The organism is Methylotenera sp. (genome assembly GCF_029945705.1).
Classification (GTDB): domain Bacteria; phylum Pseudomonadota; class Gammaproteobacteria; order Burkholderiales; family Methylophilaceae; genus Methylotenera.
This window is the reverse complement of sequence record NZ_JAQSDC010000009.1, coordinates 14,324-30,249: the sequence shown is the minus strand read 5'-3', so window position 1 is coordinate 30,249 and position 15,926 is coordinate 14,324. Positions and strand designations below refer to the sequence as shown.

Genomic DNA, 15,926 nt, shown 5'->3' with positions numbered 1-15,926 from the left:
TGCTATTTGTCAGTGGTGAAATTAAGCAAATAAATCTTCACTTAAGTAACCAATGGTCATCGTTTGGTTATGCAGTACGCTATCGCTAGTATCAGGACGCGGTGCAAACTCACCATAAGAATAAAAGCCTGTAATCGCAGTTTGTGAGCCTAGAATTTGTTTAACCAGCTTGACTTCGTCCACAACTAATTCTGCCATTACGCCTTTACGACCAACACAGCTCACACAAATAGCTAATCCTGTTTGATTGGTACTGGTTTGGTTAGTGACTAAATGTGCCGCATCACCCGCACCTTCAACTAGCCTGTCATGAGTAGCTTGGCAGAAGCGCACCGTTTCACCTTCATCTACGTTACCTGCAAAAGTAAGGCTGTTTTTAGCGCTATCGATGGCTAGTAGTGTGCGAATTTTCTCAATGTCACGTTTGCCTTCTTCAATAATGGCAAAGGGGAATTTTAATCCGCTGCCTGGTAAGCCTTTTGCTGTTTGTGCGCCTATGTACATATTATAGAGAGGTAGGGCGGGTTTGCCATCAAGTTCTAGAACCACGTTCTTTTCTGAACGAGTGACTTTGCGTGGTGGGCCATACGGTTTCCAGCCTCGACCTACACCAGCGGCTGCTACCAAGTTTTTGCCATACAAACCAACGGCAATAACAAGGCCATTTGAAATGGTTTCGTTGAAAATTTGCACAGTTTGGCTAAAATTAAATCCATCGCCAGCCATGCCGCCCATGAGTGGAATGTCGCCCAATACACTTTTAAAGCCCTCTAAAAGCTCAGAGCCGTTCACGCTTAGCCCATCGGAATAAACTAACACTGCTTTTAAATCGTCAGATTTCAGTTGGCGTGCAAGCTCGACGGCAGTTTCATAAGAGTTTTGCATGCTAGTCATTTTGGTATGAGTCACACGCTGTATGGTTTTTTCCCACAATACAGCAGTAATTTGCAAGCTGTCATCAAAAACGCCGTCTGCTGATATTTCGCCCGAAGTGGAGCAACCAATAATTTGTGCCGCAGGATAACGGGTTTTTAATATGCTATCCAACTTTGAGTCCCCAAAGCGCTTTACTGAGCCAAATACCAATACTAAGTTTGCCATAGGCAGAGGTGAGGCTGCAGGCAGATCTTTTAATGTCATTTTAGCTGTCAAAGATTCTTGTTTTACTATCATGCTCATCCCTTAAGTTTTAGCCTTAAACATCAAGCTTTTTGTACCCATTATTGTACTTTTAATACAGTTGTTATAATTTGTAACAAATGTTAACAAATTATTATATGCTACCCATATGGGTAATTGTAATAATTTTATTATATATATTCATATTTACGCAAATTCGATAATACCTATATAAGTTAATATATTGCATATGTTTGTTAAACCTATTGCTTATTCGATGATTCTGTAGATACAATGTGAAATAATGAGTTCAATTGAGCAGAAACAACTTTAGTACTGCGCATAAATAAGGGAGCTTGCTGGTGAGCCAAAAAAAGCCAAGTCAAGAAGAGCTGGGTAAGGAACTGCAACAAAAGCTGACTTTAGAGCAGTTATCTGCAATTAAAGTGATGGTCATTGATGACAGTAATACCATACGTCGTAGTGCTGAAATATTCCTTAAAAACTCAGGATGCTCAGTCATTTTGGCGGAAGATGGATTTGATGCTTTAGCCAAAATTTCAAACGAACATCCAGATATTATTTTTGTTGACATCATGATGCCTAGGCTCGATGGTTATCAAACCTGTTCACTAATCAAAAGAAATGCACGTTACAAAAGCACGCCTGTCATCATGCTTTCAAGCAAAGATGGCTTGTTCGATCGCGCGCGTGGTCGCATGGTAGGTTCTGATCAATACCTGACCAAACCTTTTACACAAGAAACATTGTTAGACGCAGTGCAAACTTACGCTGCAATTAGTAAAGCTAACCCACAAGAGGCAGAATAAATATGGCAATTCAAACAATTTTAGTTGTAGACGACTCAGCAACTGATCGATTCTTTTTAACGGAATTATTAGAAACTGCGGGCTACACCGTGATTGGTGCAGAAAGTGGTGAAGAGTGCTTAGCTAAAGTGGCTGCAAAACACCCAGATTTAATTTTGTGTGATGTGGTGATGCCGGGTTTAACGGGCTTTCAAGTAACGCGAACTTTGACTAAAGAGGCTGCAACTTCGCATATTCCAGTGATTCTTTGTACAGGCAAGTCACAGGCGACAGATTTAGCTTGGGCTTTAAAGATGGGTGCAAAAGCTTGTGTGACTAAGCCTGTAGTGAGTGCTGATTTGTTATCGTTAATTAAAACCTTAGAATAAAAACAGCTTAATTGATAAGTTGACATCACAAATATGGCTAAAACCTCTAATCTACGAGAATTTCAAGAAGCAATTCTGTTGCGTCTTAAAGAAGCAACCGCAAAAGGTAGCGCGGTCTCCACCTCTCGTTTAGGTGTTATCGTAGGTTCAAAGAGAGTGCTCATCAATTTGCATGAAGTTAGCGAGGTTTTACCTTTGCCACCTATGCAGCATGTCCCCCTAACGTTACCGTGGTTTTTAGGCGTAGCTAACGTACGGGGTAATTTATATAACATTACAGATTTGGCCCAGTTTATGGGCTTGCCTCCGACTGCGAAATCAATTAATAACCGTATTGTGCTTATCAACTCCGAAGTGACAACACAAGTCGCAGTTGTGATAGATAGCTTGGTGGGGCTTCGTAGTGTGGAATCGATGAAACATAAGCCAGCAGCTAAAAAAAATAAAAATAAAGAAACATTCTTGAGTGAAAACTCCTATGAAGACGCTGATAAAAACGAATGGTTTGAGCTAAATGTTGAAGCCTTGGTACAGGATAAGGCATTTATTCAGCCAACCATAAGTTAGCAGTAAGCTAGTGAATATTTAAAGCATGATGATTATTTTTATAAAGCAGAATAATTCTGTGAACTGGGGTTCAAAATGGCATTAAATCTTGCGGTAGTAAAAAATCTGCCTTTACAAATAGGCAGCTTCTTCAATAACCTGAAAAACAAAACTACAGGTGTGGGTTCGTCTAGTGCTACTGGTATGAGTGGTAGTTTTAGACAGTTATACCTTCAAATCGTTGCGTTTATATTGTTTGCTGCTTTGAGTTTTTGGGTGGTTAACCAAGTGCGAGTGAATGGTCCAGTTTACAACAGCTTGAAACAGTATCAAGATTTGACGGCGGATGCTTTACCTCCACCACTTTACCCCGTGGATGCTTTTGCGTTCTATAACCAAGCCTATGTAGCTTCAACAAATTTTAATAACGATAAGCGTGACAAAGCGATTGCTAATGCTGCTAAATTTGAAACTTTATTTAAAGAGCGTGCTGCTTACTGGCAAAAAAACATTACCAATCAAAAGCTGCAAGGTTCCTTATCAGCAACGATTAAAGCTGGTGAAAATTTCTTCCAAGTGGCGCACACACGCTTTATTCCCGCTCTACCATTGGGTACAGTGGCGGCATCAGCTCCTTTGTCTGATTTAACTTCTGCTTTTGAGGTGGCACAGCAAACAGGTAATTCGTTTATTAATGAAGTGCAAAGTGAAAACAATGCCTTAATTGAATCGCAAAGTAGCTTTATTAAACTGGTATTATTCTTGTTGTTATTAATCGGTTTGGTTATCGTACTTTTGATGTACTTCTTTGGTAAAAAACAAGTAGAACAATCATCTGGTTTGACGAACCAGCTCGCTAAAGAAGGTCAGGATAATCAAGCAGCCGTTCTGCAACTGCTTGATGAGATGGGTGACTTGGCGGATGGGGATTTAACCGTAAAAGCGCAAGTGCGAGACAGTATTACGGGTGCGATTGCTGACTCTATTAACTATACGATTGATAGCTTGCGAGATTTGGTGACGGAGATTAACCGTGCGACGGAGCAGGTAACTTCTGCGACTTCGGTTGCGCAAGGTACATCATCACAATTGTTGAGTGCTGCAGAAACGCAGTCTGATCAAATTATGCAAACAACTGACGCGGTGACTGATATGACGCGCTCTATTCTACAAGTTTCTAGCAACGCGGCACAGGCTTCACAGGTAGCGCAGCGCTCATTAGAAGCGGCTTCGCAAGGTTCACAAGCGGTACAAAATACCATTTCTGGAATGAACGAAATTCGTACACAAATTCAGGAAACTTCAAAACGTATTAAACGTTTGGGTGAAAGCTCACAAGAGATTAGTGAAATTGTAGAATTGATTTCTGATATTACTGAACAAACCAACATTCTAGCGTTGAACGCCGCGATTCAAGCGGCATCTGCTGGTGAAGCGGGACGAGGCTTTACGGTGGTTGCGGAAGAGATTCAGCGCTTGGCGGAACGCTCATCTGAAGCGACTAAACAAATTAGTGCCATTGTGAAAACCATTCAAACGGATACGCACGGCGCAGTGGTTGCGATGGAGAAGAGTACCGAGGGTGTGGTTGAGGGTGCGCGAGTTGCTGATGCTGCGGGTCAGGCGCTGACGGAAATTGAAACAGTTACTAATAACTTGGCGCGATTAATTCAGTCAATTTCTGCTGCAACGAATGCGCAAACTGAATCAGCAACAACGGTAGCTAACAATATGCAGTTGATTCAAGAAATTACGACACAAACAACAGAAGGTACGCAATTAACCGCAGATTCTGTCGGTCAGCTGACATCACTTGCTGAAGAGTTACGTTCTTCTGTAGCGGGTTTTAAACTTTAAGCGTTACGACCTTTATAAAAGTACGTATCTACTTGGCTGTGAACTATAAAGCAATGGAATATAAATAAACTCCATGAGAATAACGCAAAATAAAATCGGGGCAAATAATGGCTGAAGCATTTGATATTGGCCCATTGTCTTGGGTAAAAGATGAGATTGATCAGTCACTTAAAAAAGTGCAAGACAGTTTCATCGTAGTGATGGATAAGCCTGGTGAAGTGGCAACTTTGCGTTTTACTACTGCTCACTTATACCAAGTGAGCGGCGCTTTAGATATGGTTGGCCTTGAAGGTTGTAAGCGTTATTGTTCTGAAATTGAAAAGCTCACCAGTAAACTAGAAAAGCTACAGATAGCTGTTAGCCAGCCAGTGATGACCGCTTTAATGCAGGCGGTAGATGCCCTTTCCAGATATTTGCAAGACTTGCTAAACGGTATGCAGGATACGCCAACAAGGCTTTACGAAAGTTTAAATCCACTGGTTGAGCTGCAAGGTGAATCCTTAGATATTAGCGATTTGTTTTACCCAGATACCAGCTATAGCGCACCTAAAGATTTGCCTAGTAACCCGATTGAAGAGTCGGCAATACCAATTTTCGTGTCAGAGCAGCGTCCAGTTTTCCAAAAAGCACTACTAGATTGGCTGCGGACTAAAGATGCTGACTCGCTTAATCAGATGCGCTTGGCGATGTCGAATGTGCAGCAAGTTCAACAGAAAAATGCCTTAAAAACACTGTGGTGGACAGCAACAGCATTTACGGACGCTTTAGCTCAAGCGCCTGTGGCTGAACAAGCTGGCGCAAGAAAACTATGTAGCAGACTAGACCAACAGCTGCGCAATATGTCTTTAGGTGATTTAAAAGCACCATCTCAATTATTGCGAAACCTACTTTATTACGTGGCAGTCAGCGATAGCAGCACTGATGAAATTGGTCGTGTAAAAGAACTGTTTGAGTTAGATGACTTCTTACCCGCAAGTGATCGACATGGTGCGACAGCTGCAACCGCTGCGGAACGTGCCGCGCTGGCTCAACTCAATGCGGATTTACCTGCGTTAAAAGATTTATGGGCAGGTGTTAGTACAAGTAACTCAGTGGTAGATTTTGATGGTTTTGCCGATAAGCTTAATCATCTGTCTATGGTGTTGCTCAGTTTGAACAATCAAAGAGTACTTAAGCTCATCAACGCGATTCAAGCAACGGTAAAAGCACTGCAAGCAGATAAAGCTAAAATCAACGAAAGCGCTTTTATTGAAGTGGCCGCATCGCTTAACTTGCTTGAATACATTGGTGAATATTATCAACAGTTGGATGCTGAGGCTGATCAAAAAATCACCACGCAAACATCGCGCTTACAATCCATTATCAAAGGTAAAGCGCTTGCGCCTGCCGTGGATGCTTTTGCAAGTGAACATTTAGATGCGAATGTGACCGAAGCTGTCGCTAAACAAATTATTAGTGAATTGCAACGTGCTGAAAAAGCTTTTGATACCTACTTTAGAAACCCTGAAAATGTAGCTGTTTTAGACGAAACCACAAAACCTTTACAGCAAGTTGCAGCAGCGTTCGATATGCTGGAAATGCCAGTACCAAAAGCAATCACGCAGCTAGCATCGGTCTATGTTGAGCATTTTAAAGTTCACTCTGACGATGAAAGCCGCCACTCAAAATTCGAGCTGGTGGCTGAAAGCTTAAGTATGTTAGGGCTATACGCGGAAGAGCTACCTAATGTTAGAGCCGAATCTGAATCTGCATTATCTGGGGCATTAATACGGCTAGAACAAGCTGCAAAAGTGTTTAATACTTTGCTTGATCACAACGCTCAAGTCGAGAATGAAGCACCTAATGCTCATGTCGTTGAGGCTTCAGAAATTACTAACACCGCGAATGAAGTTGCCGTTGCGGACTCAGAGGCTTCAGCACATGCAGTCGTCACAGATAAAGCCGTTGATGAAGAACTTCAAGATATATTCCTCACTGAAGCGGAAGAGGTCTTAGTCAGTCTTGCTCAACATCTGCAAGCCTTACGAATCAACCCTACAGAAAGCGAAGCATTGGTGGAAGTGCGTCGTGCTTACCACACCCTTAAAGGTAGCGGTCGCACTGTAGGCTTGGTCGGTATGAGTGATGTGGCTTGGTCTGTTGAAAAATTACTCAATTTAGTCATGGAGCGCAAAGCTTTTCCTACGGTTAAGCAGTTGGCGTTTGTTGAAAATGTCAGTGCGGAATTTGCTGGTTGGGTAGCAGAACTACAGAAAAATAAAATTGTTACATTAGACCCCACCCCGTTCCAACAGCGTGCAACCGAACTTGAGTCCGAGTTTGAGCATGATTTAGCTATACATAAGCCAAAACCGCAAAAAGAAGAAGTAGTCATCGGCGGTACAAGAACATTAAGCAAGGCGTTCTTTAATATATTCTTAGCTGAAGCCCAGCAGCATTTGGAAACATTGATTGAAGCACAAAAGGCTTTAGTCGCTAATTCAACAGAGTTACCTACTGATGATAGTTGTCGCGCGGCGCATACCTTGGGCAGCAATGCGCTTACGGCAGGTTTTAATCCAACAGGTGATTTAGCCAGAGGTTTAGAGCATTGGTTAGATGAGCATGCTGGAGTGTGGACTGAGCAACATATTGCCTTGTATGGAAATGTAGTTAAAGCCTTGGCGGATGGTTTGGAAAAGGCGAAAGCGCTTAAAAATCCAAAATCGGCGCGTGCGTTAATTCTTGCATTAAGTGAATCAACTGCGGCAATGCAAGCAATTGCCACTCAACAAGCTGAAGCTGCTGTGCTTGAACACCAAGCTGAAACTCAGCAAACGGAAGCTAAGGGTAGGTCAGTTAAAAAACGCAAAACTAAAGAAAGTTTACCTAAAGACGCGGTTCAGCTCGATGAAGAAGTGATTGAGGCTGATATTGCACCAGTGGTGAATGAAAACGAAATTGCTGAAGCTATACAAGCGCTACAGGAGCAATCTGAAGCTATTCCATTGTTAGAGAATGATGCTGTGTTAGCTGATATTCCAGATAACCAGCTTAAAGAATTGGCTGTAGATCAAGAGTTGCTTGGTTTGTTTGTTGAAGAGGCGCGTGAATTAGTGCCGCAGGTCGGCAGAGATTTACGTGGCTGGCGAGCAAATCCACATGAGGCGGAGTATCCAGATTCTCTACAGCGCGCTTTACACACCTTAAAAGGTAGTGCGCGTATGGCCGGGCAAAGTAATATTGGCGACAGCGTGCATAAAATGGAAGATCGCGTGATTCATGCTCTGCGCCATAAAGCCACTGCCGATGACTTTGATGAAATGTTTGTCGAGTTCGACCATATTGGCTACATGCTGGAAGATATTACTGGCGGCGTGAAGGTTTCTGCTCAAGATGAAGACGTGGCTGCAACAGTCACTGCGCCGACGCGCTCAGTGGAACGTAAGTCACAATTCTTACGTATGCGGGCAGACGTGCTGGATAGATTGATTAACGAGGCTGGTGAAGTTTCAATTATGCGTTCTCGAATGGATCGAGAGATGCAAAGCTTCAAACAGTCTTCATCAGATCTAACCGATAGTATCAGCAGAATGCGTGCTTATTTGCGTGAGCTGGAAATTGAAGCTGAAACGCAGATGCAGTCTCGTATGAGCTTGTTGCAAGAGGCGAATGAGACATTCGATCCGCTTGAGTTTGACCGATTTACGCGTCTGCAAGAACTCACACGTATGATGGCCGAGAGCGTTAACGACGTTGCAACAATTCAACACGGATTAGTATTAAATCTTGACCAGACTGATGCAGCTTTGCAACAGCAAAACCGTATGAATCGTGAGCTGCAACAGGGTTTAATGGGTGTTCGTATGTTGCCATTCGCAACTATATCGGAGCGTTTACAACGTATTGTTAGACAAACCGCAAGAGAGTTGAATAAACGCGTTGAAATGGTCATTGAAGGCGAGAGTATCGAGCTAGATCGTGGTGTATTGGATAAGATGGGCGCACCTTTAGAACATTTGTTACGGAATGCCGTTGCGCACGGTCTTGAGTCTTCCGATGAGCGTAAGAAGCTCGGTAAACCAGAAGCTGGTCAAATCAAGTTAAAAGTCAGTTTAGAGAATGATGAAATCACATTGGTTGTGACCGATGATGGCGCGGGTATTAATCTTGCCAAAGTGAAACAAAAAGCCATTGAAAGAGGATTGATAAGCGCAGATCAAGAAGTATCAGATCAAGCGTTAATGGCAGTCATTTTTGAGCCAGGCTTCTCAACGGCTGACAGCGTCTCACAAATTGCAGGGCGTGGTGTTGGTTTAGATGCGGTACGTAGTGATATTGCTGCGCTGAGTGGTCGTATTGATGTGAGTAATGTCACTGGTATGGGCGCTATGTTTAATGTCTACTTGCCAGTCACATTGTCAGTTGCACAAGTGATTATGGCGCGTGTAGGTAGTAAAATGTTTGCAATTCCATCTGTGATGGTGGAGCAAGTGCAAAAGCTCAAGCAGGGTGACTTGCTGAGTGCTTACCAAGCGCGTAATGTAAATTGGGCGGGTCGTGATTATCCCTTACATTATTTATCCAAGTTAATTGGTGATGTTGAGCATGTTGCGCAACAACATGCTTATACGCCAGTGGTTTTATTACGCAGTGGTACGTATCGCACAGCGCTGCACGTAGATGAAATTATCGGCAACCAAGAGGTTGTGATGAAGCAGATTGGTACACAACTAGCCCGTGTGCCAGGCATGATTGGCGCTACAGTATTGGGCGATGGTGTGATTGTATTGGTGATTAACCCAGTACAACTAGCTAACCGTGAAGCGCTTTCGATTGGTGCTATTAAAGTGACAACGTTTGCGCCAGTGGCTGAAACTGTAAAGAAAGTAGCATTGGTAGTAGATGATTCACTTACGATGCGTAAAGTGCTTTCTCGCGTACTTGAGCGTGAAGGCTTTGAGGTGATTACCGCCAATGATGGTATGGATGCGATTCAAAAACTTCAACTCATCACACCTGATATTATTTTGACAGATATTGAGATGCCTCGTATGGATGGTTTCGAGTTCTCACGCCATGTGCGAGATAACGATAAAACTGCCAATATTCCATTAATCGTCATCAGTTCACGTACTGCTGAGAAGCACCGTAACGTCGCTAAAGAATTGGGCGTGAATGCGTTCTTGGGTAAACCAGTGCAAGATGATGAACTCATTGAGCAGGTAAACGCTTTACTGAACAATTAAAAACTATCTACATTATTGTCAAGGATAATAATGTAGATAGTCGTAACTTTTTGTCACTAATCTCACTAAGTTTTACTCTCTAAAACTCCCTCAATAAGGTAAAATTTACCTTATGCTGCAAACCAGTCAAACCGAAATAAAAAAGCCTACATTCGTCCATTTGCGTTGCCATAGTGAGTACTCCATTATCGATGGCATCGTTCGTATTGACGACTATGTAAAGCAGGCGTTGAGCGATAAAATGCCAGCGCTGGCACTCACTGACTTAAGCAATTTGTTTGGCGCAATTAAGTTTTATAAAACCGCCAGAGGCAGAGGGATTAAGCCTATTCTAGGCTGCGATATATGGTTAGAAAACCCGGTTAATCGTGAGCAGCCAACGCGTTTACTTTTGTTATGTCAGTCACACGCTGGATATTTGTTGTTATGTCAACTGCTCAGTCGCGCATATTTGAGTAATCAATATCGAGGACGTGCTGAGTTTAAGCGAGAATGGTTTATCGAATGCGGTACAGAAGGGCTCATTATGCTCTCTGGCGCAATGGCTGGTGATGTCGGTCAAGCTTGCACGCAAGATAATTTAGCCTTAGCTACTAAGCTTGCTCAAGCTTGGGAAAACTTATTTCCAGACCGCTTTTATTTAGAAGTACAGCGCACCGCCAGTATTTCAGAAAACAGTACCCCAGAGAATAATGCTCTGCAACATCAGCAAGAGCATTATATTCAGCAAGTGCGTTCCATTGCCCATAGTCTGAACCTGCCCATCGTTGCTACGCATCCCATACAATTTATCACGCCAGACGATTTTAGAGCACACGAAGCGCGTACCTGTATTTCTGAGGGCTATGTATTAGCGGATACTCGTCGCCCTAAAAACTTTACTACCGAGCAATATTTTAAACCTCAAGCAGATATGGCTACGTTGTTTGACGATATGCCTGAAGCACTGGCTAATACTGTAGAAATTGCCAAACGCTGTAACTTAATGCTCACCTTAGGTAAAAATTATTTACCTAACTTTCCAACGCCAAATAATGAAAGTCTGAATGATTTTCTTATAGAAGAAGCGCGTAGAGGCTTGGCGCAGAGATTAGAGGTACTTTATCCAAATGAAGAAGTACGTGCCGCAAAAAAGCCTGACTATGACGCACGTTTAGACTTTGAAACTCAAGTGATTAACCAAATGGGCTTTGCGGGCTACTTCTTAATTGTGGCCGACTTTATTCAGTGGGCTAAAGGTAACGGTGTTCCAGTTGGCCCAGGGCGTGGTTCTGGTGCTGGTTCTGTGGTTGCCTACAGCTTAAAAATTACGGACTTAGATCCCTTAGAGTACAACTTACTTTTCGAACGTTTTCTAAATCCAGACCGCGTTTCGATGCCCGACTTTGATATTGACTTCTGCCAAGAGGGGCGAGATCGCGTCATTGATTACGTGAAACAAAAATATGGTTTAGACGCAGTTTCACAAATCGCTACCTTCGGTACCATGGCCGCAAAGGCCGTGATTCGCGATGTGGGCCGTGTGCTGGATTTGCCATTCTATTTTGTGGATGGTATCAGCAAACTCATTCCACTTGAATTAGGTATTACCCTATCCGACGCCTTGGTAAAAGAGCCGCAATTGGCGGAGCGTCGTGAAAATGAAGAAGAGCTGAAAGAGTTGTTAGAGCTTGCTCTGCGCCTTGAAGGCTTAGTGCGTAACATTGGTATGCACGCAGGTGGTGTATTGATATCACCGGGTAAAATTTCTGATTTCTCACCCGTTTATTGTCAAGCAGATGGCGCAAGCTTGGTCAGCCAATATGACAAAGATGATGTTGAAGCAGTAGGGCTAGTTAAGTTCGACTTTTTGGGCTTGCGTACATTAACCATTTTGGAACTGGCTTTAGTCAACGCCAATAAACAGCGTGCAATCGAGGGTTTGGCGCCTTTATCATTTGAAACCTTACCGCTTAATGATAAGCCTACATTCCAGCTATTAAAAACTGCCAATACCACTGCGGTGTTCCAGCTAGAGTCCAAGGGCATGAAGGACATGCTTAAACAGGCGATGCCTGATTGCTTTGAAGACATTATCGCGCTGGTGGCATTGTATCGACCTGGCCCTATGGATTTGATTCCAGACTTCTGTCGACGCAAGCACGGTAAGCAACGTGTGGAATACCCACATCCACTCACTGAGCCTATCTTAAAAGAGACTTATGGTATCGCTGTTTATCAAGAACAAGTGATGCAGATTGCGCAAGTAGTTGCGGGCTACAGCTTGGGCGGCGCAGATCTGCTTCGCCGTGCGATGGGTAAGAAAAAGCAAGAGGAAATGGATGCGCAGCGCAAAACCTTTACGGAGGGCGCGGTTAAAAACAATATGACGGAGCGTCAAGCAACCGAGTTGTTTGACTTGCTCGAAAAGTTTGCGGGTTACGGATTTAATAAATCTCATGCCGCCGCTTATGCGCTGGTTGCCTATCAAACCGCCTATTTGAAGGCGCATTATCCAGCCGCATTTTTAGCTTCAACCATGTCCGCTGATATGAATAATACGGACAGTGTGCGTATTTTCTATGAAGATTGCGCGCCGAATCAGGTGGAAATATTGTCGCCAGATGTGAATCAAAGTGAGTTTAAATTTACACCTATTAGCAAAAACCAAGTGCTTTATGGTTTGGGCGCAGTTAAAGGCACCGGGCAAGCCGCGATTGAAGTCATTTTACAAGCGCGACGCAAAGATGGGCCATTTAAAGACTTATTCGATTTCTGTAATCGCCTAGATTTGCGCAAAGTAAATCGCCGAGTGGTGGAATCATTAATTCGCGCTGGCGCATTTGATAAACTTTCGCCAAGCCGTAATGCACTATTAGCAGGCGTTGCCATGGCAATGGCGGCAGCTGAACAGAATAGCGCCAATAGTAACCAGAATAGTTTATTTGGCGAAGTTGCAGATAAAGCAGCTAACATTTTACCTATGGTGCCAGATTGGACTGAACAACAGCGCTTGCAAGAAGAAAAAGCAGCTTTAGGTTTTTATTTCAGTGGCCATCCTTATTGGGCGTACCAAAAAGATTTAAATCAATTTATTTCGACCACGCTGGCAAATTTAGCTCCTAAAGAGCATCCCCAATTATTGGCAGGGATTGTTTCAGGTGTGCGTATCCGCATGACCGGGCGTGGGAAAATGGCGATTGTTGGCTTAGATGACGGTACTACGCGACTAGAAGTAGTGGTGGGTAGTGAGTTACTCAATCAGCAACAAGCTTTATTAAAAGATGATCAACTCATCATCATTGAAGGCCGTGTTAGCAATGATGAATTCTCTGGCGGCGTAAGAGTTAACGCCAGAAAGATTTTCGACTTACCTACGCTGAGAAATAGCAAAGCCAGCTTTTTGAAAATATCTTGTAATGGTCAAGCCGATGCCGTGAAACTAAAGGCGTTGCTGAAGCCTTATTGTAAAAGTGCTTCTGATGAAGTGCGTGGCTGTGCGGTAAAAGTTGAATATCATAATAAAACCAGTAAAGTGGAGTTAATGCTAGGCAATGACTGGCGCGTGGATTTGCATGATGAGTTGATTGCAGGTTTAACTGCGTGGTTAAGTCGAGAAAACGTAAAAATCCTATATAATTAAACTAATGATTTCTGAGAAAAAACTAATCGCATGAAAATAAGTTATTTAGATTTTGAACAACCTATCGCAGAGCTTGAAGCCAGAATTGAAGGCTTACAATCAGCGCATGATGACAATGATGCTTTAGATATTTCTAAAGAGCTCATTGCATTAGAAAAGAAAAATAAAAAATTATCTGAAGATATTTATGGCAATTTAACTGCTTGGCAAATTTCGCAGTTGGCGCGACATCCACAACGCCCTTACACTTTGGACTATATCAAGGCTATATTTACTGACTTTGAAGAGTTGCATGGCGATAGAGCTTATGCGGACGATCCTGCGATTGTAGGCGGTTTGGCAAGGTTTGAAGGTCAGCCAGTGATGGTCATTGGCCACCAAAAAGGCCGTGATGTAAAAGAGCGCCAGTACCGTAACTTCGGTATGCCACGTCCAGAAGGTTATCGTAAAGCCTTACGTTTATTCCGCTTGGCTGAGAAATTCCATATTCCTATTATTACTTTGATTGATACGCCTGGCGCCTATCCTGGCATTGGCGCAGAGGAGCGCGGCCAATCAGAAGCGATTGCACGTAATCTCTATGTGATGGCTGAACTAGAAACACCTATTATCGGCGTGATTATTGGCGAAGGTGGTTCTGGAGGTGCGTTGGCCTTAGGTGTGGTTGACCAATTGTTAATGTTGCAATACGGCACTTACTCGGTTATTTCACCTGAAGGTTGTGCTTCTATTTTGTATAAAAGTGCGGATAAAGCTTCCATTGCTGCAGAATCTTTGGGAATTACCGCAACGCGTCTTAAAGCACTAGGTTTAATCGACAGAATTGTACCTGAACCATTGGGCGGCTCACATCGTGCGCCAGAAGTGGTAATGGAAACTTTGCGTGTTGCACTAAAAGAAGAGCTTGCCAAATTAAAGCCAAAATCTATTAAAACTTTACTGGTTAGCCGTTATGAGCGCTTAATGGGCTATGGCAAATACAAAGAAGTCGCTGAAAAATAGCAAGAAAGTTACAAGTCTTGTAACTCATCCTTTACTTTCACAACTCAATCAACTTCTAAGCCACCACCTAAAGCCCAATCAGCGCGTGCTGTTGGCATTAAGTGGGGGCTTAGATTCTACAGTGCTGTTGCATCTGCTTGCTGCAGCTAAACAATCTAACTCTTTCGAATTGTATGCCATGCATGTGCATCATGGTTTAAGCCAAAATGCCGATGCTTGGGCAGACTTCTGCACGCAACAATGTGAGCTTTTGAATGTGCCAGTTGAAGTTGTATATGTTCAGCTTGATCCAAATTCTAAGCTGGGCATAGAGGCAGCTGCTAGGCAATTACGTTATGAAGCTTTGTTTGACTTTAAGCTGAATGAGATTGAACCAGATTTTATCGCCACCGCGCATCACCAAGATGACCAAGCCGAAACATTGCTTTTACAGTTGTTTAGAGGCGCTGGCGTGAAGGGTCTGGCCTCTATGGCTGCAATAGATGAGCCTAGACGGTTAATGCGTCCTTTGCTTGAGGTGTCGCGCCAAACATTGCAGGCGTATGCAGAGCAGCATAATATTTCGTGGTGTAACGATGAAAGCAATGACAATACCCATTACGAGCGCAATTTCGTGCGGCATGATCTCTTGCCAGTGTTAGCGACTCGTTATCCATCAGTTAAATCAGTGCTTGCACGAACGGCCTCGCACTTGGCTGAAGCGAATGAATTACTCGATAGTTTAGCAAAAATTGATGCCAATGATTTATTGCAAAACAACAGCCTTTGTTTGCAAGGTTTAACCAGCTTAGACCTTCCGCGCGCCAAAAATCTACTACGCTGGTGGTTTGCACAAAACCAACTCTCCATGCCAAGCTCTGATCATTTGAATGAAATTATTCAGCAGGTATTTAATGCTAAAGCTGATGCCAATATCAATATCCAGTTACAACACTTAAGTTTAAAGCGCTATCAGCAACGCGCTTATTTATGTGCTGAACGTGTAGCCGAGGCGTTTGATATGACTTGGAATGGTGAGTCGCACTTAGACTTGCCTAATGGCGGTCAGTTACATTTTAAGCAAGTGATAGGCGCAGGCTTAGCGCTAAAGCATGGCATGACTAAGCTGAGAATCACAAATCGAGATGGCGGTGAGCGCTTTAAGCCAGATGTACTAAGGCCAACTCGAACGCTTAAACATCTACTGCAAGAAGCCAATATTCCACCTTGGCAGCGTGAGCATTTACCACTTATTTATTGGCATGATACCCTAGCTTTAGTGCCAAACATTGGCATAACGCATGAGCTGCGAGCTGACGAAGGTGAACTTGGATTAGATATTATTTGGCAAGATATTTAGTTCTGAACCACGTAA

Annotated in this window: 9 protein-coding genes; 8 read left to right on the top strand and 1 reads right to left on the bottom strand. The window is 43.2% G+C overall.

Annotated features, from left to right (window positions below):
* Positions 1-21 precede the first annotated feature (21 nt).
* Positions 22-1,173 (bottom strand): FIST N-terminal domain-containing protein, encoded by a 1,152-nt coding sequence (locus PSU78_RS03285; RefSeq protein WP_300384202.1) that lies wholly within the window; start codon positions 1,171-1,173, stop codon positions 22-24.
* A gap of 395 nt (positions 1,174-1,568) precedes the next feature.
* On the opposite strand from PSU78_RS03285, the gene PSU78_RS03280 reads away from it, so the two are divergent.
* From PSU78_RS03280 to tilS, 8 genes are all read left to right on the top strand, one after another.
* Entirely contained in the window at positions 1,569-1,949 is a 381-nt protein-coding gene (locus tag PSU78_RS03280) for a response regulator (protein WP_300384241.1), read from the top strand.
* Between the two features lie 2 nt (positions 1,950-1,951).
* Positions 1,952-2,317, top strand: coding sequence for a response regulator (locus PSU78_RS03275; protein ID WP_300384199.1), 366 nt, complete (start codon positions 1,952-1,954; stop codon positions 2,315-2,317).
* 33 nt (positions 2,318-2,350) lie between these two features.
* Positions 2,351-2,884, top strand: coding sequence for a chemotaxis protein CheW (locus tag PSU78_RS03270; protein ID WP_300384196.1), 534 nt, complete (start codon positions 2,351-2,353; stop codon positions 2,882-2,884).
* 75 nt (positions 2,885-2,959) lie between these two features.
* Positions 2,960-4,720: a methyl-accepting chemotaxis protein gene (locus tag PSU78_RS03265; protein WP_300384193.1), complete on the top strand. Its 1,761-nt coding sequence runs from the start codon at positions 2,960-2,962 to the stop codon at positions 4,718-4,720.
* Between the two features lie 107 nt (positions 4,721-4,827).
* Entirely contained in the window at positions 4,828-9,948 is a 5,121-nt protein-coding gene (locus PSU78_RS03260) for an Hpt domain-containing protein (protein ID WP_300384190.1), read from the top strand.
* A gap of 112 nt (positions 9,949-10,060) precedes the next feature.
* A complete protein-coding gene (gene dnaE / locus PSU78_RS03255; RefSeq protein WP_300384187.1) occupies positions 10,061-13,570 on the top strand; it encodes a DNA polymerase III subunit alpha in 3,510 nt (1,169 codons plus the stop codon).
* A gap of 30 nt (positions 13,571-13,600) precedes the next feature.
* Positions 13,601-14,572 carry an acetyl-CoA carboxylase carboxyltransferase subunit alpha gene (locus PSU78_RS03250; protein WP_300384185.1) on the top strand — a complete coding sequence of 324 codons (972 nt, stop codon included), beginning with the start codon at positions 13,601-13,603 and terminating at the stop codon, positions 14,570-14,572.
* Positions 14,541-15,911, top strand: a complete 1,371-nt coding sequence (tilS, locus tag PSU78_RS03245; protein ID WP_300384182.1) for a tRNA lysidine(34) synthetase TilS — start codon at positions 14,541-14,543, stop codon at positions 15,909-15,911. Before PSU78_RS03250 ends, tilS begins: the two co-directional genes overlap by 32 nt.
* Positions 15,912-15,926: the final 15 nt, after the last annotated feature.